We start from the raw sequence: 20,597 nt of genomic DNA, 5'->3' as shown, positions 1-20,597 counted from the left end.
ATTGCGCCCGGCGTCACTCTCCGCAGGGTGCCCCGCGGTGCTCCTCGAAATGTCCCCGCCGGCTGACACACTGACGGGATGGATCCTCTCGTCACCCTCATTGTCGGCCTTCTTATCGGCGCCATTCTTGGCGTTGTCATTGGTGTGCTCATCGCCCGACTGCGCGCGACCGCTCCGACCGGTCGGGTCGACCCCGAAGTGCTGGAGGCACGCCACCAGGCAGCGATTGCGCAGGTCACGGCTGTCGAGCGGGAGCAACAGTCACGGCTTTCTGCAGAGCTGGCATCCACCACCGCCCGCGCCGGAGCGCTCGGCGAGCAGGTAGCGCGCTGCAGAATCAGTACCGCGAAACCATTGACCGTCAGCGGGATGAAGCGTTGGCACTCGCCGAACGAGAACGCCGCGAATCGAAAGTGCTGCAGGCCCTCACCCCGGTGCAAGAGACGCTGCGCACGATGCAGAACAAAGTCACCGAGCTCGAATCGCAGCGCAGCCTTCAACACGGTGAGCTGAGTCAGCAGCTGAAGTCGGCCACGGAATCCGAAGAGCGCTTGCGCAGCACGGCCGAATCACTGGCATCTGCCCTGCGCAACAACTCCACCCGTGGTGTGTGGGGAGAAACTCAGTTGCGCAACGTTGTGCAGGCCGCTGGCCTTATCGAGCGTGTTGATTTTGATGTGCAATCAAGCATTACCTCGGATGCCGGTGCCGGCCGCCCCGACATGGTCGTTCACCTTCCCGGCGGCAAGAACATCGCTGTCGACGCCAAGGTGCCCTTCACCGCATTCCTCGAGGCGAGCCAGATTTCGGTCACCGCCACCGGAGAAGAAGGCGCTCGGCGCGAAGCTCTCATCAAGCAGCATGTGAAGGTGATGCGCGGCCACATCGATACCCTCGCCAGCAAGGCGTACTGGGCGGGGCTCGATGCCTCCCCCGAACTCGTGATTGCATTCATCCCGAGTGAATCGCTCGTGTCGTCAGCGATGGAAGCTGACCCGTCAATCATGGATTACGCCTTCAACAAACGAGTCGCGCTCGCCTCTCCCGTCACCCTCTGGTCTGTACTGAAAACGGTCGCATTCTCGTGGCAACAGGACGTGCTGACCGACCAAGCCAAAACACTGTTCGACCTGAGTAAGGAGCTCTACCAACGCCTCGCAACGCTCGCCGAGCACGCTGACAAGTTGCGCCGCTCGATCGACGGCACCGTTAACAGCTACAACCAGTTCGCGAACTCGCTCGAAACCCGCGTGCTTGTCACCGCCCGCAAGCTCAACGCTCTTGACGAATCAAAAGTAATCGGTGCCACCAACACTGTTGAAGGCACACCGAAACACATCACCGCTGCCGAGATGGAGCTCGATGTGCCCGACGACAACGACTAGCGGCTAGTGGTCGAGCCACTTCTCTGCGAGGTGATCGGCTGAAATACGGCGGATCGTGCCCGAGTGCGAGCGCAACACAATCGACTCTGTGCGGATGATGGGTCCATAGCGCCGCACACCCTTCACCAGTCCACCATCGGTCACACCGGTCGCGACGAAGAACGTGTTGTCGCTGGCGACCATCTCATCCGCGGTGTAGACGTGATCAAACTTGAGCCCGGCATCCATTCCGCGCTGACGTTCGTCGTCAGTCTGCGGGTACAGGATCGTCTGAATTTCGCCGCCGAGCGCCTTGATGGCACAGGCCGTCGCAACACCCTCAGGGCTGCCGCCGACGCCGACACACATATCAATGCGAGTGCCATAGAGAGCAGCGTTGATTCCGCCAGCAACATCGCCGTCGAGCATGAGGCGCGTACCCGCACCAGCTTCACGAATGTCCTCAATTAGTTGCGCGTGACGCGGACGGTCGAGAACCGCCACCACGATATCTTCAGGGAGCTTGCCCTTAGCCTTAGCGAGCGCACGGATGTTTTCACCAATGGGCTTATGGATGTCGACGACGCCAACACCTTCAGCACCCGTGACGATCTTGTCCATGTAGAAAACGGTGGAGGCGTCGAGCATCGTGCCACGGTCAGAAACCGCGATCATCGAGATCGCGTTCTGTCGCCCGGCAGCAGTCAGCGAGGTGCCATCGATCGGGTCGACAGCGATGTCGCAGGCCGGGCCGCGACCGGTGCCGACGAACTCACCGTTGAAGAGCATGGGGGCGTTGTCTTTTTCGCCCTCACCGATAACAACAAGGCCATCGAAGTCGACAGTGCCCAAAAACTTGCGCATGGCATCAACCGCGGCGCCATCGGCACCGAGCTTGTCTCCCTTACCGATGAAGGGGACCGCGCGAATCGCAGCGGCCTCGGTGGCCCGCACAAGCTCAAGAGCGAGGTTGCGGTCGGGGTGGAGGAATAGCGTGCCGGTTTCTGTATTCACCTAGAGGCATCCTTCGTTGAAAGTGGTCGACTGGGGACGCGCCGGTGGTGGACAGCGCTAGCCCAGTCTACCGGAGTGAACGGAACTAGATTCTGGTCGCACCCTATTGGTTACCTCGTACGACAGTAGGAAGTGAAACAGTTCGCGCCGCCAAGGAGGGGTCGCTAGAATCGAGGCGAGCCGTGCCAGAGCGGTAATCGGTACCGTACGAGGAGAGACAACAATGCCCGTCGCAACCCCAGATCAGTACGCAGAAATGCTCGACAAGGCGAAGAAGAACGGTTTCGCCTACCCCGCCATCAACGTATCGTCGTCGTCCACCATCAATGGTGTACTGCAGGGACTCAGCGACGCTGGTTCCGACGGCATCATCCAAGTCACCACTGGTGGCGCAGACTACTTCGCTGGCCAGTCCGTCAAGGCACGCGCCTCCGGTGCCCTCGCTTTCGCCGCGTTCGTCACCGAGGTTGCCAAGAACTACCCGGTCACCGTTGCGCTGCACACCGACCACTGCCCCAAGAACGCCCTTGACGACTTCGTTTACCCGCTGATTGCGGCATCCGAAGCTGAGGTCAAGGCCGGCCGTAACCCGATCTTCCAGTCACACATGTGGGATGGCTCGGCTGTTCCTCTCGCGGAAAACCTCGAGATCGCGAAAGACATCCTGCCGCGCATGAAGGCCATCAACTCGATTCTCGAAGTTGAGATCGGTGTTGTCGGTGGAGAAGAAGACGGTGTGAGCCACGACATCAACGACAGCCTCTACACGACGCTGGATGATGTCATCGCTACCGTCGAAGCGCTCGGCCTCGGCGACCAGGGCCGCTACATTGCCGCCCTCACGTTCGGCAACGTGCACGGCGTCTACAAGCCGGGCAACGTGAAGCTTCGTCCAGAACTGCTTGGCGAAATTCAGGCCGGCATCGCCGCCAAGTACGGCACCGGTGCCAACCCGCTCGACCTCGTCTTCCACGGCGGATCAGGTTCGACGGATGCCGAAATCGCGACCGCTGTCGCCAACGGTGTCATCAAGATGAACATCGACACCGACACCCAGTACGCCTACAGCCGCTCGATCGCGGACAGCGTTCTGAAGAATTACGACGGCTTCTTCAAGATTGACGGCGAAGTTGGCAACAAGAAGATCTACGACCCCCGCGCCTGGGGCAAGACCGCAGAGTCCGCTCTCGCGCTGCGTGTTGTTGAAGCAACGAAGCAGCTCGGTTCGGCTGGACACTCCGGCAAGTAACTCGTTTTACACGACGGGGTCAGCCTTCGGGCTGGCCCCGTCGTGCGTTAACAGGGTACCGAACAGGGCACTAGCGTGCGAAGCCATGCGCTGCCAAGCTCAGCCTCGCGCTGCGAGCACTAGCGCTGATTGTTTGCGTACTCCAGAAATGCTGGATCGCCGATGAGCACTGCGGTGAGCACGCTGACAACGACGATGCCTGAAAGCGCTGCGCCTGCGAGCGGAATCCAGAATGCAATTCGATTGCGTTGCACTTGCCGCAGCGCCATGATGATGGCGATCACCAGAATGCTGATGCGAACAATGTTGAGGATGCTGCCCGCTTGGGTCGCTGAGTCTTCGGAAGCAAAGCCTTCGAGGCCCTGAGTCGCGAGCCCTTCGGCCAGGAATGGTCCGAGATTTGCGAAGGTGGAGAAGTAGGCGAAGATGTCGAAAACGCCGATAAAGAGCAACATCGAGGTGATCATGACATCCCACCGACGACGGGGGCGCTCGGCCGTGGTGGTCGGGCCAGCCACTGACGCATTCGTTAGCTGGGCGGTCTGCGGGGCAGGGTACTGCGCGCCCGCTGGCGAACTGGGTTGCTCAATAACGTTAGAGCTTTCACCCTCGGGAACGTCGGCGGGTAGTGGAGCGTATTCGCCGTATTGGGGGCGGGGTCTCGGGTCAGTCATCCGTTATTGCCAATCAAGTTTGCGATTGCGCCCGCCTAGGCCACGCTCGTCGGGGTTGCCTGCAGCATCGGTGCGCAGTTCTTTGGGTAGCGAGAACATGAGATCTTCCTCGGCGGTCACCACGCTGGACACATCGCCGTAGCCTGCGTCAGCAAGGTCGGCGAGAACTTCTTGAACAAGTACTTCAGGAACGGATGCTCCGCTGGTGACACCGACGGTCGAGATGCCGTCGAGCCACTCCTGTTTGATTTCGCTGGCGTAGTCAACGCGGTAGGCGGCCTTGGCGCCGTACTCGAGGGCGACATCCACCAGTCGCACCGTATTTGAGCTGTTTGCGCTGCCGACCACGATTACGAGTTCTGCCTCTTCGGCAACCTTCTTGATGGCCACTTGACGGTTTTGAGTGGCGTAACAAATGTCGTCGCTCGGCGGGTCTTGCAGGGTGGGAAAGCGTTCGCGCAGCAGGCGAACGGTCTCCATGGTTTCGTCGACGCTCAGCGTGGTTTGCGAAAGCCACACGAGGTTGTCGGTGTTCTCGACCACAATGTGGGGAACATCGGCGGGACTGTTCACGAGGATGGTGCGCTCGGGAGCGTGGCCCATCGTGCCTTCAACTTCTTCGTGACCGTGGTGGCCGATGAGCAAGATTTGGTAGTTGTCGCGGGCGAAACGGGTGGCTTCGCGGTGCACCTTGGTGACGAGCGGGCAGGTTGCATCGATGGCGTGCAGTTCACGGTCGGCAGCACCCTTGACGACTGCTGGCGAGACGCCGTGGGCGGAGAACACCACGGTTGAACCTTCGGGAACTTCTTCTACTTCATCCACAAAAATTGCGCCTTGAGCCTCAAGGGTTGTCACAACGTGGATGTTGTGCACAATCTGCTTGCGTACGTAGATAGGGGCGCCGTAGTTGGCGAGCGCTTTCTCGACAGCAATGACAGCTCGATCTACTCCTGCACAGTACCCACGAGGAGCAGCCAACAGCACACGTTTGCCGCCAGCAACGGGCAGATCTTTCAGCTGTTCGCGGCGTGCAGGCATCGCCGGCATTGCTAGCGCTTGGGCGCTTCCGTTAGAAATGGTGCTCACCTAATTCATTCTACCGAACACCGCTGCACAAACGCCGAGCGCACTGCGGTATCAGCGGCATCCTCTACCCTGTAATCACAAGCTTGAGGAGGCTAGGTGACGTTCACAGAGGGCCCGCCCACCGTTGATACTCCGTGGCCAGTATCAGTGCTGTCGCAAAAGGTTCGCGGCTGGATTGAACGACTCGGCACCGCGTGGGTTGAAGGCGAGATCACCCAGTGGGGCGGTTCGGGCGGCAACATTTACGGCAAGCTCAAAGACCTTGAAGTGGATGCCACAATTTCCTTCACCGTCTGGTCGTCGGTTCGCACCAAGCTTCCCACCGATCTCAAGCAGGGCGACCGGGTCGTTGCGCTCGTCAAACCCAACTATTGGGTCAAGGGCGGAACACTCACCATGCAGGTGTTGGAGATGCGCCACGTTGGCCTCGGCGATCTTCTCGAGAAGCTTGAACTGCTGCGCCAAAAACTGCGCGCTGAGGGCCTCTTCGAAGGCAAGAAGCCGCTCCCCTTCTTGCCCAATTGCATCGGTCTCGTAACCGGCAAAGACAGCGACGCCGAGAAAGATGTGCTGCGTAACGCCCAGTTGCGGTGGCCTGCCGTGAAGTTTCGTACCGTGCATGCTGCGGTTCAGGGCGAGCGCGCCGTTGGCGAAGTGACGAAAGCGATTCGAGCGTTGGATGCCGACCCCGAGGTCGATGTCATCATCGTTGCCCGAGGTGGCGGAGATTTTCAGAACCTGCTCGTGTTTAGCGATGAGTCGCTCGTGCGCACTGCCGCTGAGTGCGTGACTCCTCTGGTCTCGGCGATTGGGCATGAGAACGACCGACCGTTGCTCGATGAGGTTGCCGACTTGCGAGCATCCACTCCCACTGATGCCGCTAAGCGGGTTGTTCCGGATGTTGCTGAAGAGCTGAGCCGCGTGCAGCAGGCGCGATCAGGGATGCGCCTGCGCGTCACTCAGCGGCTCACCTATGAGGGTGACCGGTTGGAATCGTTGCGCACCAGACCGGTGCTGGCGAACCCGGTGTCACTTGTCGATGCGCACGCCGATGAACTGTCGCGCTACGTTTCGCGCAGCAATGAGCTTGTGGAACGGGCGATCGAGAAAGCGCATGCTGGTGTGACCGAGCTCACTGGCCAGTTGCGCGCCCTGTCTCCGCAACGCACCCTTCAGCGTGGCTATGCGATCGCTCAGTTGCCTGATGGCAGTGCTGTGCGGTCGACCGCCGATGCCCCCGACGGCACTGAGCTCCTGCTCACCGTTGCCGACGGCAAGATTTCCACCACTGTCTCCGGCCAGCCGACAGACACCTAGAGAACAGTAGAATTACATCGTGGCTACCCCCAACGAGACCCCCGTCAGTGACCTCAGTTATGAACAGGCTCGGGACGAACTCATTTCCGTTGTCAATGAACTAGAGCAGGGCTCCGCGACGCTCGAGCAGTCGCTTGCTCTGTGGGAGCGCGGTGAGACGCTAGCCCAGCGCTGCGAGGAGTGGCTGATCGGTGCACGGGCTCGCCTCGATGCTGCTCGAAGTGCTGCGCCAGCATCGGCGTCTGACGATGATGACAACGCGGGCGACGCGAGCGCTGACCAGTAATGGCCAAGAGCACCGAGCCACGCATCGTCGCCGAGTTGGGGCGGCCCGAAACTCCCGAAGAAACTTTCGCGCGCAAGGCAGAAAACTCTCGCAAGCATCGCGCGAATCAGACCCTGTTTAATCTTGTTATTGCCACGGTCGCTTCTCTCGGCATTGTTCTGTTTCTTGTCTTGGTGGTCGTTCGCCCCGGCGATGAAACCGCGGTCACCGCTGACTACCAAACAATTGCCGCTGATGCTCAAACCGGTGCAAGCGAGCCGCTGATTGCCCCCACCCTGCCCGCGGACTGGTACGCGAATTCGGCCCGGCTGGGCACCAGCTCTTCGGTGCAAACCTGGTACATCGGCTTCGTTACCCCGGCCTCATCCTCCAGCTCGGCACAGTTCATCGCCTTGGAGCAGGGAATCGACGCAAATGACACGTGGCTCTCGCTCGCCACCGATGGCGCTCTAGCCAACGACACGACAACGATCGACGGACTCGACTGGACAATTTTTGACCGTCGCTCTTCCTCAGACACCGGAAATTACGCATACTCAATGTCGGCGACGATTGCCGGCAGCACCGTGGTGTTACACGGCACAGCCGCAAATGACCAGTTCGACCTATTGGCAGCGGCAATCGCGGCCGAGGCAAAGGCAGAGGCGCAATGACGAATCCCACCAGAACACCCGCACAGGTCTGGAATGAGATGGCACGCGGCAACGAGCGATTCGTCGCTGGCGAGCCCAACCACCCGCGCCAAGACGTTGAGCGGCGCACCGAACTTGCCATGGCTCAAGCACCTCACGCTGCGCTCTTCGGCTGCAGCGATTCGCGACTCGCTGCCGAAATCATTTTCGACAAAGGCCTCGGTGATCTCTTTGTGGTGCGCAACGCCGGCCAGATTATCTCTGACTCCGTAATCGGCTCCCTTGAATACGCCGTTGGTGTACTCAATGTTCCCCTCATTCTCGTTCTCGGCCATGACGAATGTGGCGCGGTCGCCGCAGCCATCGAATCCCAAGCGGCCGATGCCCCCGCGCTCCCCCCGCACATCCAGTCGCTCATCTCGAAGATCGTGCCCGCCGTGCGCCGCGTTGCGGGCAGCGAGACCGGAGCCGTCGACATCCAGTCCATTAGCTCCACCGATGTTGGACGCGAACACTTGCGCGAAACCATCGCCGAATTGGTGAGTTCGTCTGAGCTCATCAGCGACGCAATTGCCGCGGGTACGCTTGCCGTAGTGGGCGCGAATTACCGCTTGCTCGAAGGTAGAGCTGTGCCCGACGTCGTCGTCGGCACGGTCTAGCGCCCTCCACCACGTTCTCACCCCAATTCGCTCGCAAACAAAGGATTACAACGCTGTGACGAGTTCCACCGAATACCGCATTGAACACGACACCATGGGCGAAGTACGCGTGCCCAAGGATGCCCTCTACGGCGCTCAAACGCAGCGCGCAGTGGAGAACTTTCCCATCTCGGGCACAGGCCTTGAGCCCGCCCAGATCGTAGCTCTCGCCCGAGTCAAGCGCGCAGCAGCGATCACCAATAGCGAGCTCGGCAAGCTTGACGCAGCCATCGCCGACGCCATCGTTGGCGCTGCCGACCAAATTATTGATGGCCAGCACCACAACCAATTCCCGGTTGACACCTACCAGACCGGCAGTGGCACCTCCTCGAACATGAACATGAACGAAGTGCTTGCCCGCCTCGCGAGTGATTCCCTCGGCAGCCCCGTTCACCCCAACGACCACGTGAATGCGTCACAGTCGTCGAACGACGTGTTTCCCACCTCGGTGCACCTCGCTGTGACCGGTGCGCTGATCGGTGACCTCATCCCCTCGCTTGAGCACCTCGCCGCAGCGTTAGACGTCAAGGCAGAACTCTGGAAGGGCGCCGTCAAGGCTGGCCGCACCCACCTCATGGATGCCACTCCCGTCACCCTCGGTCAAGAATTTGCGGGTTACGCACGCCAGATCCGTCTCGGTATCGCTCGAGTGCAGTCCACCATCCCGCGCGTCGCAGAAGTTCCCCTCGGTGGCACCGCTGTCGGCACCGGAATCAACACTCCTCTGGGCTTCCCCCAGCGCGTGATTGAGATTCTGGCCGAGAACTCAGGTCTGCCCATCACCGAAGCCGAAGATCACTTCGAAGCTCAGGGCGCCCGCGACTCACTCGTCGAAGCATCCGGCGCCCTACGCGTTATCGCCGTTTCAGTCACCAAGATTTGCAACGACCTGCGCTGGATGGGCTCGGGCCCTAACACAGGTCTTGGCGAACTGCAGATCCCCGACCTGCAGCCAGGATCATCGATCATGCCCGGCAAGGTCAACCCCGTCATCCCCGAAGCCGTTCTCATGGTCTGTGCCCGCGTCATCGGCAACGATGCGACGATCGCCTGGGGTGGAGCATCCGGAGCCTTCGAACTCAACGTGGCGATTCCCGTCATGGGCACGTCGCTGCTCGAGTCGAGCCGCCTGCTGTCGAACTCGCTGCGAGCTCTTGCCGACAAGACCGTCGACGGTCTCGAAGCTAACCTCGAGCGCGCCCTCGCTCTCGCAGAATCGTCGCCGTCGATCGTGACACCGCTCAACAAGATCATCGGTTACGAAGCGGCGTCCAAGATTGCTAAGCACGCCGTAGCGCAATCGATCACGGTGCGCGAAGCCGTCATCGACCTCGGCTTCGTTGAGCGTGGCGAAGTCACCATCGAACAGCTGGATGCCGCCCTCGACGTTCTGTCGATGACAACGCCGGGCTAGCTGCCGGGATTCACCATCATTAGGGGCGCACCGTCGAGAGTTTCGACGGTGCGTTTTCCTATGGGGTCACTCAAATTGATCGGGATGAGCACCGAGGCAGTGAGATCTTCGTCAAGAGGGCAGCCCGCAATGTTGTCGGGCACTGAACCATCGCTCGGCGTTGGCAGGCCATAAAGGACCGCAATCTGAACGCGTTCCGGTGTCTCAATCGCCACAACACGACGCGGCACGCACAGCAGCGGCCCGCGCACCTTCACGACAACATCCGCCCGGCTGATCGTGGAGTCAGTCTCGCTCGGCTGGCTGCCGATATAACCGGGAATGTTTGTCGTTCCCAGCCGAGAAAAAGGTTCAAGGTCGAGCAAATAGAGTGGCGCTCGTTCTTCGTCATTCACCGGCAAATAGCTATCGATCGGCACGTTGACGAGGGTCGCATCACCGGCAGTGCTCAGCTGGAACGTGCGGTAGACCAAGAGCGGCTGGGGAGCGCCCCACGTCTGCTCGATGCCACTGGTCTCTGGGGGCGCGACCGGCTCGCGCGCAGCACCCCACACCATGGTGAGCACGATCATCAATAGTGCGCCGCCGAGGGCAATCGCGGCAATCACTTGACGGTAGGCGAACGCGGCACCGCCGGGCTCTGAACTGTGGGCATTCGCCACCGAAGAGGAGAAAAGGCTCCGCCACTGATTTCGGGGAGCAAGAATCGCCCACACCGCTGCGATCCCTAAGGGAACCGCGAGAAACCACCAGAACGAGCCCACGAGAAAACCTTACGTTGCCTAAGCGCGCCGTGCTAACCCTTGCGCGGCGCGCTCAGACATCGAAAGGGAATTGTCAGGCGAGCTCGTTGCCTTCCAAGAGCTCGGTAACGAGGGCGGCAATCGCTGAACGCTCAGAGCGAGTCAACGTGATGTGACCGAAAAGCGAATGGCCTTTCAGGGTTTCGATCACTGAAGCGACACCGTCGTGACGACCAACGCGCAGGTTGTCGCGCTGCGCCACATCGTGGGTAAGCACCACCCGAGAGTTCTGACCGATACGGCTGAGCACCGTCAACAGAACATTGCGTTCTAGAGACTGAGCTTCATCCACGATCACGAAAGCATCGTGCAACGAGCGACCGCGGATGTGCGTCAACGGAAGCACCTCGAGCAGACCTCGCTCAAGGACTTCCTCAAGCACATTCTCTGAAACGACGGAACCCAAAGTGTCGAAGACTGCCTGAGCCCACGGGTTCATCTTTTCGGAAGCATCCCCCGGCAAATACCCAAGCTCTTGGCCACCAACCGCATAGAGCGGTCGGAACACCATGATCTTGCGGTGCTGTTGCTTCTCGAGCACGGCCTCTAGCCCAGCACACAGTGCCAGAGCCGACTTGCCGGTGCCTGCACGCCCACCAAGCGAAACGATGCCCAACTCTTGATCGAGCAGCATCTCGATCGCCAGTCGCTGTTCGGCACTGCGGCCATGGAGACCGAAAATGTCGCGATCGCCGCGGACGAGCGACATTTTGCCTCTGGCCGTGACCCGAGCCAGCGCCGATCCCCGCTCCGAATGAACGATAAGCCCCGTGTTGATAGGCAAATCTCCGACCGTGCGCGAGTGCAGCTCTTCTTTGTCATACAGCTCCGCGACTTGCTCGCCACTCAACTCAATCTCTGCCTGCCCCGTCCATCCAGAATCAACCGCAAGCTCGGCACGATACTCCTCGGCCGCGAGACCGATGGATGCCGCCTTGACTCGCAAGGGAAGATCTTTCGAGACGACCGTGACATCCAGCCCCTCGTTGGCGAGGTTCAGCGCAACGGCAAGGATTCGGGAATCGTTGTCGCCGAGCTGCAAACCAGAAGGAAGCACAGACATGTTGGAGTGGTTGAGTTCTACGCGTAACGTGCCACCGTCATCGCCGACCGAAATCGGAAAATCGAGTCGCTCATGCTTGATGCGCATCTCATCAAGACTGCGCAGCGCTTGCCTGGCGAAGTACCCAATCTCGGGGTCGTTTCGTTTGGCTTCGAGTTCGGTGATCACGACAACGGGCAGAACAACGTTGTGTTCGGCGAACCGTCTGATCGAACTCGGATCGGAGAGCAAAACGGAAGTATCGAGCACGTACGTGCGCTCGGCTTGTCGTTGGGCCCGCCCTCCCGCCTTCGACGTGGCGATCGTGGACTTGGGGGTTGCTAGGTCGGCCAACGTGCACTCCATCCCCGAGTGCGCGAGCACTCGGATCCAGTCTGCGAAGACGGCCAGTACTTTACGAAAACGAACTTACGTGGCCGTCTCGATCAGGCGCCATACCTGATATTGGAACGCTAAACCTGTCGCGCATTCTCGGCGCAACGACACGCCAAGAGACACCATTGCGTCACAAACTGGGGACAAAATTCATCGTGCGCAGTTAGACGCCGAAACGGCGGTGGCGGCGCGCAAAGTCTCGCAGTGCCCGCAAGAAGTCCACCTCGCGAAGATCGGGGCCGAGAGCCTCAACGAAGTACAGCTCACTGTGAGCGGTCTGCCACAACATGAAGTCACTAATGCGCTGCTCACCCGACGTGCGGATGACCAGATCTGGGTCAGGCTGACCCTTCGTGTAGAGGTGCTCGCTAATAAGTTCGGGAGTCAAAAGTTCAGCAAGCGCGTCGAGACTGTGCCCCTCGTCGCTGTGGTTGCGAACGATGTTGCGCATTGCTTCAGCGATTTCGTGACGCCCGCCGTAGCCGATCGCCAGATTGACATGAAGTCCGGTGTTGTTGGCGGTGCGATCCCGCGCACCAGCGAGCTGAGCTTTGAGAGTTTCGGGCAGCCCGGCATCCGACCCCACGTGTTGAACGCGCCAGTCGCGAAAGTGAGAAAGATCTTCGGCGAGATCACCAATGATGGTGAACAATTCACCGAGCTCTTCGGGAGAACGACCAGTGAGGTTGTCTGTCGAAAGAAGGTACAGCGTTGCGACCGAAATATCGAGATCGTCGCACCACACCAGAAACTCTCGATATTTGGCGGCGCCAGCACGATGACCGTGCGCAACAGTATCGAGGTCCTTCAACTTCGCCCAACGCCGGTTGCCATCAATGATCATGGCAACGTGGCGCGGCAACTGCTGGCCCTCTAATTGACGCCGCAGTTTCTTCTGGTAGAGACCGTAAAGAAAACCGCGACCGTATGGAAACTGTCGCTGACTCACGGGACTACGTTAGACCACTGCGGCACGCAGCAAGTGAATCCGAGCCGGGCGTAAGCTGAAGGCATGAACCAAGACGCCGCCGACATCGCCGCAGCAGAGGCCGTTGAAAAGGAAGACGCATCCCGACTTCCCGAGCTTCCTTTTGTCGATGATGTGATGACGAGCGACCCCGCTGACCAGAAGCCCACCTGGCGCGGCTGGATTCACGCCGGCACATTCCCTGTGGCGATTGTGCTCGGCATTGTGCTGCTCGTGATGGCCGATGGTGCGGCTGCCAAAATTAGTTCGGCCGTGTTTTTTGCGTCGTCGCTCATGCTGTTCGGCATCTCAGCGCTTTACCACCGCTTCAACTGGAGCGAAAAAACGCGGATGCTGTTGAAGCGCTTCGACCACTCCAACATTTTTTTGCTGATCGCCGGCTCGTACACGCCAATCACCGTTCTGGCACTGCCGCCCGAAAAGGCCACCCTTCTGCTCTGGATCGTCTGGACCGGCGCCGCCCTGGGCATCGGCTTTAGAATTTTCTGGGTTGGCGCGCCGCGCTGGCTCTACGTGCCGCTGTACATCCTGCTCGGCTGGGGCGCGATGATGTTCATCGTCGACTTCTTCCAAGCCAACTGGATCATGATGACGCTCATCATGGTTGGCGGGTTGTTCTACACCGTCGGCGCTGTGATCTACGGCCTCAAGCGACCTAACCCAATCCCCGGAGTCTTCGGATTCCACGAGATCTTTCACACGCTGACGCTACTGGCGTTCCTCTGCCACTGGGTCGGCATCTTCCTCGTGGCGACTAATCCGCCCGTTGTGTAGGCGGAACGTCGGGGTCTGTGTCGGTGCCGCCGGTCGACTCTGTCTCAGTGGCGGTGCCGGTGGTGCTGTCGTCGCTCGGGTCGGTTGTTGCGTCATCGATAGCGCCAGCAGCCTGCTCGCTGCGAATTGTCTCTTGAGCGAGCTCGCGGTACCGAACACGACGAACGCGGCGATTCATATCCGTAATGATGAGCAACGTCGCCACAGCAATGAAAAGCGTAGCCAGAAAGCCGATAACGCCGGGCGTGACCAGGTTGACGTCACCGTTGTACTCGGGATAGACGCTAGGTTCTGGGCTCGGCGTCGCGGTCCAGAGAATCGCGCTAATGGCGAGCGAAGTGAAAGAAATCAACAGTTGTCCTCTGGAATGTTCACTCGATGATTCCATCATGCGAGTTTGCGAATAACCTTGCAGTGACAAGAATACCGTCGCCCGAAGGAGTACCGAGTGCCCGCAGCATCCAGTAACGCCACTGGCACCGATCTCGACGCCCGTTATGGCCGCAGCCCGAAGGCTAAACGCAACAACCGGGTCATCGTCGTCACCGTGGCGATCGGGTTCGTCGCGGTCTTCACCGCCTGGCTTGTCTGGGGTGGCCTTCTCGAAGCGCCGGCACAGTTCGAAGCAAAAGACACCGGCTACGAAATAATCGACGACTCCTCCGTGACCGTACATTGGCAATTTAATGTGCCAGAAAATACGGATGCTCGATGCGCGGTTCAAGCCCTCAACTCCACTTTCGCGATCATCGGCTGGAAAGTTGTTGATGTTCCCGCCAGCGATTTGCGCAACCGCGAGCTCAGCGAAACTATTCGCACAACGGAGCAAGCAGTGTCAGGCTTGATCTACCGGTGCTGGCTCACCTAGGCTGTAGCAAATCATCTCGAAACCGGTCGTTTGCGGCCGGTTTCTCTTTTGCATAGGGAGACACACAGTGGCTGCAGAAAACAACGTCACATGGTTGACCCAGGAGGCGTTCGATCGTCGCACCGCCGAACTGGAACAACTCACCGGCGAAGCACGATACGAAATCGCTAAAAAGATTGAAGCCGCCCGCGAAGAAGGCGACCTCAAAGAGAACGGCGGCTACCACGCTGCCAAAGAAGAGCAGGGCAAAATCGAAGCCCGCATCCGCGTTCTCACGCAACTGCTACGGCACGCTGTCGTCGGTGATGTTACCGACGACGACGGCCTTGTTGAACCCGGAATTCTTGTAACCGCCGAAATCATGGGCGAAGAGAGCGTCTTCCTGTTGGGAAGCCGCGAGATCGTCGCCGAAGATAGCGACCTCGATGTTTACAGCGAGAAAAGCCCGCTCGGCCTCGCAATCAACGGGCTCAAGGTGGGGCAGTCCAAAAAGTACACGGCCCCCAACGGCAAAGAGATCACCGTAAAAATCCTGAAGATCGCGACCTACTCCGGCTAAACCCGTCTCGGCGGTAACCCCTTCGACTAAAAGTCGACCTGAGGGTCAAAGCCTTCGTCCCTGAGCCGCGCGAGCACAGACTCCGCGTGCTCGGGGCCACGAGTTTCAATGTGCAGTTCGAGCTGAACCTGGCTGAACTGCACTTTGTTGTTGTGCCGGCTGTGCAGCACCTCGACCACGTTGGCGCTCGCTTCGGCAACGATGCCAGAAATGCGCGCAAGCTGGCCGGGGCGGTCAGGCAACGGAATACGCAAACGCAAATAACGTTCGGATGCCGACAGCCCGTGACTGATGATGCGTTCCATCATCATCGGGTCGATGTTGCCACCGCTCAGCAGCACCACAGTGTTGCCGCTTGGTGCAATCTTGCCCGCGAGGATAGCCGCGACGCCGACAGCACCAGCGGGCTCCACCACGAGCTTGGCGGTTCAAGTAGAACGAGTAGAGCGTAGGCGGTCTGGTCGTCGCTGACGGTGATGACTTCATCCACCAGATCGCGCACCATGGGAAAGTTAATTTCGCCGGGCTTGCTCACGGCAATACCGTCGGCGATAGTGGGCGTCGTCTTGATTGCGACGATTTCGCCCTTCTCGAGGGAGACCGGGTAGGCAGCAGCGTTTGCGGCTTGCACTCCAATCACTCGAACGTTGCGACCTTCTTCACGGGCGCGTTGCTTTATGGCACCCGCAACACCCGAGATGAGGCCACCGCCGCCGATCGGCACGATGACCGTGTCGACCTGGGGCACCTGATCGAAGACTTCTAACGCCAGAGTGCCTTGGCCAGCGACGACATCAAAATGGTCGAACGGATGAATCAGTACGGCACCGGTCTCCTCGGCAAACCGTGCGGCAGCGCGCAAAGGTTCATCGACGGTGTGACCGCGCAGAATGACTTCGGCTCCATAGTCACGAGTGGCTTGCAGCTTGGGCAGCGGCACGCCTACGGGCATGAAGATGGTGGACTTGATGCCGAGCTCACGTGCGGCGAATGCGACGCCCTGAGCGTGGTTTCCGGCCGACGCTGCGACGACTCCGCGCGCCTTCTCCTCAGCGGTCAATCCCGCGAGCCGGTTGTAGGCTCCGCGGATTTTGAACGACCCCGTGCGTTGAAGGTTTTCGCATTTCAAGAAGACGGGCGACCCCAGAATTTCGGCAAGAAAACGCGACGTTTGCATCGGTGTGACATCGATAACTTCTGAGACCCGTTCGCGCGCTGTGCGATAGTCAGCGAGTGTGGGGCCGGGCATGCCGTTATTTACCATTACCGAGAACATCATTCCGCGTTGGACGAGGGTTAGTGCGCCAGTCGCCACTGGCGATGTACTTTGTCATAACGTTCACGACGGCGACGAGGGGAACGGCGAAAAGTGCACCAGGAATGCCGGCGACAAAGGACCCAGCAGCAACAGCAAAGACCACCGCGAGGGGGTGAACCTTCACCGCCGTGCCCATGATGAGCGGCTGAAGAATGTGCCCCTCAAGCTGCTGCACCAGCAACACAATACCGAGCATGATCACTGCCGGGATCGGGCCCAAGAACACGAGAGCAATGAAGATCGCTAGGGTTCCGGTGATCAGCGCACCAACAACGGGGATAAAGGAACCCAAGAAGACGGCGACAGCGATCGGGATGACGAGCGGGAAACCGCCATAGAACAAACCGAGGATCCAGGCACCGGCACCGATACCGACGGCATCCACTGCGGCAACAAATATCTGCACCTTGACGAATGTGGTCAACGTAATCCAACCAGCGTGACCAGAGCCGTCAACGGCGGCGCGTGCCTTGCGCGGGAATAGGCGCACGGCCCACTGCCAAATACGTTTGCCATCGATCAGAACAAAGATCGTCGCAAAGACCGTGAGCAGTGCACCCGTCAATACGTGGCCGGCGGTGGAACCCACCGAGAGAACACCCGACACGAGCGCTTCACTGTCACGCTGAATCACGTCGGTCAGCTGCGCGAGATAGCCGTCAATGTCTTGGTCACTCAACTGCAGAGCTGAGTCGCTGAGATAGCTTCGGAAGGCTTGGAATGCCTCAACCGACTGCTGCTGCAACGAAGGCAGCCCCAAGCGAACCTGACCCACGACGACAACCACAAGTCCCGAGACAACAGCAAAGAAGCCAACCAGGGTGACTGTGACGGCCAGCCACTTGGGCCACCGGTGTCGTTCAAGAAACTGCACAACCGGCACGAGAAGCGCGCCGATAAGAATCGCAACGAGGAACGGAATCACGATGTACTTGAACGTGATTATCAGATAGATAAGTACGGCGATGAGCCCTAAAACAACAAGCATCCGCCACGAGAATGCAGCCGCAATGGAGAGCCCCGCCGGCACCCCCGCTGTCTCTGCGGTGGCGGCGCGGGACTGTACCTGACTGGTTGGTTTAGTCCGTCGTCCGAATAGCACGTGCCCATCTTAGTTGTGGTTGGGGACGCTCTTGCTGCGCGCTGTAGCGCACTCGCTCAGAGCTACTTCGTGAGCTTGGGCGGCAACGCGCTGACGGGCGCTCCCTTCAACCGCACGCTCACCGCCTCACCCGGTTGCGGATGCCGTTCCACTTCATGCTGGATAGCAACGACCGTGCCGTCGTCGAGCCGCACGCGCGTGCGGCGCAGGGAGCCCAAGAAGCTCGACGAAATGACGGTGCCGGCGATGCCCTCGGTGGAGAGGGCGATGTCCTCCGGGCGAACGAGCGCCACAACGGGGCCATCGGGCATCGGGTCGCCGAGGAGGTTGAGAGTGCAGCCGTGGAGGTGCACTTGACCGTCGATCAGCTCGGCGGTCATCCGGTTGCTGAGGCCCACGAAGTCGGCGACGAAGGCGTTGGCGGGGGTGGCGTACAGCTCTTCGGGCGTACCGATTTGTTCGATACGTCCGTCGCGCATGACGGCGACACGATCGGCAACCGCGAGCGCTTCTTCTTGATCGTGGGTGACGAAGACGGTCGTAATGCCGAGCTCGGTTTGCAGGCGACGGATCTCTTCGCGCAGTTGCACGCGCACCTTGGCGTCGAGGGCGCTGAGCGGCTCATCGAGGAGCAGCACGCGCGGGCGCGTAACGAGGGCGCGGGCAAGAGCCACACGCTGCTGCTGGCCGCCCGAGAGTTGGTGGGCGAAGCGTTCGCTGTGCTTCGTGAGGCCGACCATCTCCAAGGTTTCGAGGGCGCGTTCGCGACGACGAGCGGCGGCGACCTTGCGCATCTTGAGCCCGAACTCCACGTTCTCGAGCACCGTCATGTGCGGGAACAGCGAGTAGGCCTGAAAGACCATTCCGATGTCGCGCTTGTTCGTGGGAGTGTCGGCGACATCCACACCGTCGATCAGGATGCGGCCGCTGTCGATGCTCTCGAGCCCCGAGATCGTGCGGAGCGCGGTGGTCTTGCCGCAGCCCGAGGGGCCGAGCAGGGCCACGAGTTCGCCGGGGGCGACGTCGAGGTCGATGCTGTTGAGGGCGGTGTGCCCGGCGAAGGCCTTGACGACAGCGCTGAGCTGTACGGTCGCGCCCGTGGGCGGCGCGGTGCTGGCGGAGTCTGCAGTCGGCGTCGGGCCGGTCAGGCTAAACGTGGCGGTCATGATTTTCTCCTAGAGGGCGAAGCTGCGCCGAGGCGGCCGATGATCAGCAGCAAGACGAAAGCGAGAGCGAGGGCGGCGAGCGCGAAGATCACGGCAACCCACGGGTCGGATTGCGAGACCTGAAGCAGCGCGGTTTGCAGGTTGCGGCGGTTGAGCAGGCTCGCGATGGTGAACTCGCCAAGCACGACGGCAATCGAGATGAAGGATGCCGCGAGCACTCCGCGGCGCAGGTTCGGCAGCAAGATTGTCCACAGCACGGTGAGCCAGCCGGCGCCGAGAGTGCTCGCCGCTTCGCTGAGGGTCTTCACCGGGATCGCGTCGAGGTTGCCCTGGATGGCGCGATAGGCATACGGCAGCACGGTGATGCCGTAGGCGAAGGCGAGAGTCCAAGTGGAGCCGCCGAGCACCTTCACGACCACCGAGTAGACCGGGGCGAGACCGACCACGAGCACGATGGCGGGCACCGTAATCGGGATGATGCAGATGAACTCGAGCGTGCGCTTGAGGCGCGGAAACTGCAGATGCACGAGCACCATCGTGGGCAACAACAGCACGAGCACGATGCCCACGGTGACGGCGGCGAGCACGAGTGAGTTCTCGATCGCTTGGTAGAGACCCCGGTAGGTGCGGGCACTATCTTCGCCGAAGAGGCCCGTCCAGTGGCTGGTCGTATAGCTGCCGGCGAGGCCGTCGCGGAAAGTGAACTCGATCATCGCGATCACCGGGATCAGGAAGATCGCCCCGATGATGCCGAGGATGAGGCGGCGAGCGAGAGTGCTTGGTTCGGCCCCGATGCGCACGGCCTGGTTCGCGGGTTTTGCGCGCGGGCTCGGCGATGCGGGTGCGGGGGCTGGCTCAACCGGGCTCAGCGGCGCGGCGACGTCGGCGGTCACTTTTGCCACCGCGAGGTGCGGGACTGCAGCACCGAGTATGCCCACATAACGACGACCATGACCACGATCATCCCGAGCGCGAGTGCGCCCGCCATGTTTTCGCGGCCGAGCACAGTTTCACTCACGAGCGCGGCACGGATCTGGAGGGGCACGATCTGCGAGCCCTGGCTGATGAGCGCAGCGGCGGTGGCGAACGACGAGAAGGCGTTGGCGAAGAGCAACAGTAGCGAACCGAGGAAGGCCGGGGCGAGTACGGGAGCGGCGATGTAGCGCCAGTACGCGAAGCGGGTGCCGCCGAGCGTGGCACTGGCTTCTGCCCATTGTGGGCGCAGCGCCGTGAGGGCCGGCAAGAAGGTGATCACCATGAGGGGAACCTGAAAGTAGACGTAGGGAAGGATAAGGCCGGGCACTTGATAGAGCCACACACCATCCGCAAAAATGTCGACGCCGAAGGTGTCGCGCAGGATGACGGTCACGAGCCCCTGCACGCCGATCGTCGCAATGAACGCGAAAGCGAGCATCACGCCACCGAACTGGGCGAGTACGCTGGCGGCCGATTCGATGATCGTGCGCAGCAGACCGCCGACCTTGGTGCCGAGCATCGCGTAACAAATGAGGGCGCCAACCACGGCACCGATCACGGCGGTGACGCCCGAGAGCCAGAACGAACTACCGAAGGTCGCGAGGATGGTCGGGGTGAAGAGCCCCGTGATGTTCCCAAACGTCAGCGAACCGTCGTCGGAGAAGAAGCCCGTCACCACGGCGAGCACCGTGGGCAAGGCCAGGAAGATCAGAACGTAGGCCGCAAACGGCGTGAGCCCCGCATAGGCGAGGCGACGACGCCGATTCGACGGCTTCTTGACCGGGGCCACGCGAGGATGGTGCCGAGCGGTGAGCTCGACACCATCCTGAGCGGGCGCTGGCGCGGTGGCTAGCGACACGATGTATTAG

The 20,597-nt window shown here is 60.6% G+C and carries 22 protein-coding genes and 1 pseudogene; 11 read left to right on the top strand and 12 right to left on the bottom strand.

The window, feature by feature from the left end:
- The first annotated feature begins 78 nt into the window (after window positions 1–78).
- Window positions 79–513: a hypothetical protein gene (locus ON14_RS16240; RefSeq protein ID WP_237719741.1), complete on the top strand. Its 435-nt coding sequence runs from the start codon at window positions 79–81 to the stop codon at window positions 511–513.
- On the top strand, window positions 456–1,385 hold the full coding sequence (locus tag ON14_RS14010; protein WP_237719740.1) for a DNA recombination protein RmuC: 930 nt from the start codon (window positions 456–458) through the stop codon (window positions 1,383–1,385). Before ON14_RS16240 ends, ON14_RS14010 begins: the two co-directional genes overlap by 58 nt.
- A 3-nt stretch (window positions 1,386–1,388) precedes the next feature.
- Here ON14_RS14010 and glpX read toward each other — a convergent pair whose 3' ends face one another.
- On the bottom strand, window positions 1,389–2,378 hold the full coding sequence (glpX, locus tag ON14_RS14005) for a class II fructose-bisphosphatase (RefSeq protein WP_010206016.1): 990 nt from the start codon (window positions 2,376–2,378) through the stop codon (window positions 1,389–1,391).
- Window positions 2,379–2,601: 223 nt separating this feature from the next.
- On the opposite strand from glpX, the gene fbaA reads away from it, so the two are divergent.
- Entirely contained in the window at window positions 2,602–3,627 is a 1,026-nt protein-coding gene (gene fbaA, locus ON14_RS14000) for a class II fructose-bisphosphate aldolase (RefSeq protein WP_010206015.1), read from the top strand.
- Between the two features lie 119 nt (window positions 3,628–3,746).
- On the opposite strand, the gene ON14_RS13995 is transcribed toward fbaA, so the two are convergent.
- Window positions 3,747–4,301 carry a DUF6264 family protein gene (locus ON14_RS13995; RefSeq protein ID WP_141630079.1) on the bottom strand — a complete coding sequence of 185 codons (555 nt, stop codon included), beginning with the start codon at window positions 4,299–4,301 and terminating at the stop codon, window positions 3,747–3,749.
- A 3-nt stretch (window positions 4,302–4,304) separates the two neighbouring features.
- Window positions 4,305–5,351 carry a 4-hydroxy-3-methylbut-2-enyl diphosphate reductase gene (locus ON14_RS13990; RefSeq protein WP_039743079.1) on the bottom strand — a complete coding sequence of 349 codons (1,047 nt, stop codon included), beginning with the start codon at window positions 5,349–5,351 and terminating at the stop codon, window positions 4,305–4,307.
- A gap of 135 nt (window positions 5,352–5,486) precedes the next feature.
- Between ON14_RS13990 and xseA the strand changes: the two genes are divergently transcribed.
- The 5 genes from xseA to ON14_RS13965 are packed head-to-tail and all read left to right on the top strand — an operon-like array spanning window position 5,487 to window position 9,737.
- Window positions 5,487–6,707: an exodeoxyribonuclease VII large subunit gene (gene xseA / locus ON14_RS13985; RefSeq protein ID WP_010206011.1), complete on the top strand. Its 1,221-nt coding sequence runs from the start codon at window positions 5,487–5,489 to the stop codon at window positions 6,705–6,707.
- Window positions 6,708–6,726: 19 nt separating this feature from the next.
- Window positions 6,727–6,993, top strand: a complete 267-nt coding sequence (locus ON14_RS13980) for an exodeoxyribonuclease VII small subunit (protein ID WP_010206010.1) — start codon at window positions 6,727–6,729, stop codon at window positions 6,991–6,993.
- A complete protein-coding gene (locus ON14_RS13975; RefSeq protein ID WP_010206009.1) occupies window positions 6,993–7,646 on the top strand; it encodes a DUF4245 domain-containing protein in 654 nt (217 codons plus the stop codon). Before ON14_RS13980 ends, ON14_RS13975 begins: the two co-directional genes overlap by 1 nt.
- Window positions 7,643–8,284, top strand: coding sequence for a carbonic anhydrase (locus ON14_RS13970; protein WP_010206007.1), 642 nt, complete (start codon window positions 7,643–7,645; stop codon window positions 8,282–8,284). Before ON14_RS13975 ends, ON14_RS13970 begins: the two co-directional genes overlap by 4 nt.
- A gap of 55 nt (window positions 8,285–8,339) precedes the next feature.
- Entirely contained in the window at window positions 8,340–9,737 is a 1,398-nt protein-coding gene (locus tag ON14_RS13965; RefSeq protein ID WP_010206004.1) for a class II fumarate hydratase, read from the top strand.
- Here ON14_RS13965 and ON14_RS13960 read toward each other — a convergent pair.
- The 3 genes from ON14_RS13960 to ON14_RS13950 all read right to left on the bottom strand — a co-directional run bounded on the left by ON14_RS13960 (window position 9,734) and on the right by ON14_RS13950 (window position 12,927).
- Window positions 9,734–10,501: a hypothetical protein gene (locus tag ON14_RS13960; RefSeq protein WP_010206003.1), complete on the bottom strand. Its 768-nt coding sequence runs from the start codon at window positions 10,499–10,501 to the stop codon at window positions 9,734–9,736. The two genes, ON14_RS13965 and ON14_RS13960, sit on opposite strands and share 4 nt — an antisense overlap.
- 73 nt (window positions 10,502–10,574) lie before the next feature.
- The gene (locus ON14_RS13955) at window positions 10,575–11,948 is read right to left on the bottom strand and encodes a PhoH family protein (protein WP_237719747.1); all 1,374 of its coding nucleotides are present in this window, start codon (window positions 11,946–11,948) and stop codon (window positions 10,575–10,577) included.
- A 193-nt stretch (window positions 11,949–12,141) separates the two neighbouring features.
- Window positions 12,142–12,927: an isoprenyl transferase gene (locus tag ON14_RS13950; RefSeq protein ID WP_010206001.1), complete on the bottom strand. Its 786-nt coding sequence runs from the start codon at window positions 12,925–12,927 to the stop codon at window positions 12,142–12,144.
- Window positions 12,928–12,990: 63 nt separating this feature from the next.
- Between ON14_RS13950 and trhA the strand changes: the two genes are divergently transcribed.
- Window positions 12,991–13,740: a PAQR family membrane homeostasis protein TrhA gene (gene trhA / locus ON14_RS13945; protein WP_010206000.1), complete on the top strand. Its 750-nt coding sequence runs from the start codon at window positions 12,991–12,993 to the stop codon at window positions 13,738–13,740.
- On the opposite strand, the gene ON14_RS13940 is transcribed toward trhA, so the two are convergent.
- The gene (locus ON14_RS13940) at window positions 13,721–14,092 is read right to left on the bottom strand and encodes a hypothetical protein (RefSeq protein WP_010205999.1); all 372 of its coding nucleotides are present in this window, start codon (window positions 14,090–14,092) and stop codon (window positions 13,721–13,723) included. The genes trhA and ON14_RS13940 overlap by 20 nt on opposite strands.
- A gap of 96 nt (window positions 14,093–14,188) precedes the next feature.
- Here ON14_RS13940 and ON14_RS13935 point away from each other — a divergent pair, with 96 nt between their 5' ends.
- Together ON14_RS13935 and greA are read left to right on the top strand one after the other, a co-directional pair.
- Window positions 14,189–14,608 (top strand): DUF4307 domain-containing protein, encoded by a 420-nt coding sequence (locus ON14_RS13935; protein ID WP_010205998.1) that lies wholly within the window; start codon window positions 14,189–14,191, stop codon window positions 14,606–14,608.
- Window positions 14,609–14,675: 67 nt separating this feature from the next.
- Window positions 14,676–15,167, top strand: a complete 492-nt coding sequence (gene greA, locus ON14_RS13930) for a transcription elongation factor GreA (RefSeq protein WP_010205996.1) — start codon at window positions 14,676–14,678, stop codon at window positions 15,165–15,167.
- Between the two features lie 26 nt (window positions 15,168–15,193).
- Here greA and ilvA read toward each other — a convergent pair.
- The 5 genes and pseudogenes from ilvA to ON14_RS13905 all read right to left on the bottom strand — a co-directional run bounded on the left by ilvA (window position 15,194) and on the right by ON14_RS13905 (window position 20,587).
- A pseudogene (gene ilvA, locus ON14_RS13925) lies at window positions 15,194–16,416 on the bottom strand (threonine ammonia-lyase).
- 4 nt (window positions 16,417–16,420) lie between these two features.
- The gene (locus tag ON14_RS13920; RefSeq protein ID WP_010205994.1) at window positions 16,421–17,515 is read right to left on the bottom strand and encodes an AI-2E family transporter; all 1,095 of its coding nucleotides are present in this window, start codon (window positions 17,513–17,515) and stop codon (window positions 16,421–16,423) included.
- A 134-nt stretch (window positions 17,516–17,649) separates the two neighbouring features.
- A complete protein-coding gene (locus ON14_RS13915) occupies window positions 17,650–18,753 on the bottom strand; it encodes an ABC transporter ATP-binding protein (RefSeq protein ID WP_010205992.1) in 1,104 nt (367 codons plus the stop codon).
- The gene (locus ON14_RS13910; RefSeq protein ID WP_010205991.1) at window positions 18,750–19,646 is read right to left on the bottom strand and encodes an ABC transporter permease subunit; all 897 of its coding nucleotides are present in this window, start codon (window positions 19,644–19,646) and stop codon (window positions 18,750–18,752) included. Before ON14_RS13910 ends, ON14_RS13915 begins: the two co-directional genes overlap by 4 nt.
- Window positions 19,643–20,587, bottom strand: a complete 945-nt coding sequence (locus ON14_RS13905) for an ABC transporter permease subunit (RefSeq protein ID WP_010205990.1) — start codon at window positions 20,585–20,587, stop codon at window positions 19,643–19,645. Before ON14_RS13905 ends, ON14_RS13910 begins: the two co-directional genes overlap by 4 nt.
- Window positions 20,588–20,597: the final 10 nt, after the last annotated feature.

This window comes from Salinibacterium sp. PAMC 21357 (assembly GCF_000247645.1).
Classification (GTDB): Bacteria; Actinomycetota; Actinomycetes; order Actinomycetales; family Microbacteriaceae; genus Rhodoglobus.
The sequence above is the reverse complement of the archived record's forward strand: the minus strand, read 5'-3'. Positions and strand labels throughout refer to the sequence as shown.

Bases quoted from the DNA above. Each gene is read 5' to 3' on its own strand.
- ON14_RS13990 (WP_039743079.1), bottom strand. From the start codon at position 5,351: ATGCCGGCGATGCCTGCACGCCGCGAACAGCTGAAAGATCTGCCCGTT.
- ON14_RS13970 (WP_010206007.1), top strand. From the start codon at position 7,643: ATGACGAATCCCACCAGAACACCCGCACAGGTCTGGAATGAGATGGCA.
- ON14_RS13955 (WP_237719747.1), bottom strand. From the start codon at position 11,948: ATGGAGTGCACGTTGGCCGACCTAGCAACCCCCAAGTCCACGATCGCC.
- trhA (WP_010206000.1), top strand. From the start codon at position 12,991: ATGAACCAAGACGCCGCCGACATCGCCGCAGCAGAGGCCGTTGAAAAG.
- ON14_RS16240 (WP_237719741.1), top strand. From the start codon at position 79: ATGGATCCTCTCGTCACCCTCATTGTCGGCCTTCTTATCGGCGCCATT.
- ON14_RS13915 (WP_010205992.1), bottom strand. From the start codon at position 18,753: ATGACCGCCACGTTTAGCCTGACCGGCCCGACGCCGACTGCAGACTCC.
- ON14_RS13975 (WP_010206009.1), top strand. From the start codon at position 6,993: ATGGCCAAGAGCACCGAGCCACGCATCGTCGCCGAGTTGGGGCGGCCC.
- ON14_RS13995 (WP_141630079.1), bottom strand. From the start codon at position 4,301: ATGACTGACCCGAGACCCCGCCCCCAATACGGCGAATACGCTCCACTA.
- ON14_RS14010 (WP_237719740.1), top strand. From the start codon at position 456: ATGCAGAACAAAGTCACCGAGCTCGAATCGCAGCGCAGCCTTCAACAC.
- fbaA (WP_010206015.1), top strand. From the start codon at position 2,602: ATGCCCGTCGCAACCCCAGATCAGTACGCAGAAATGCTCGACAAGGCG.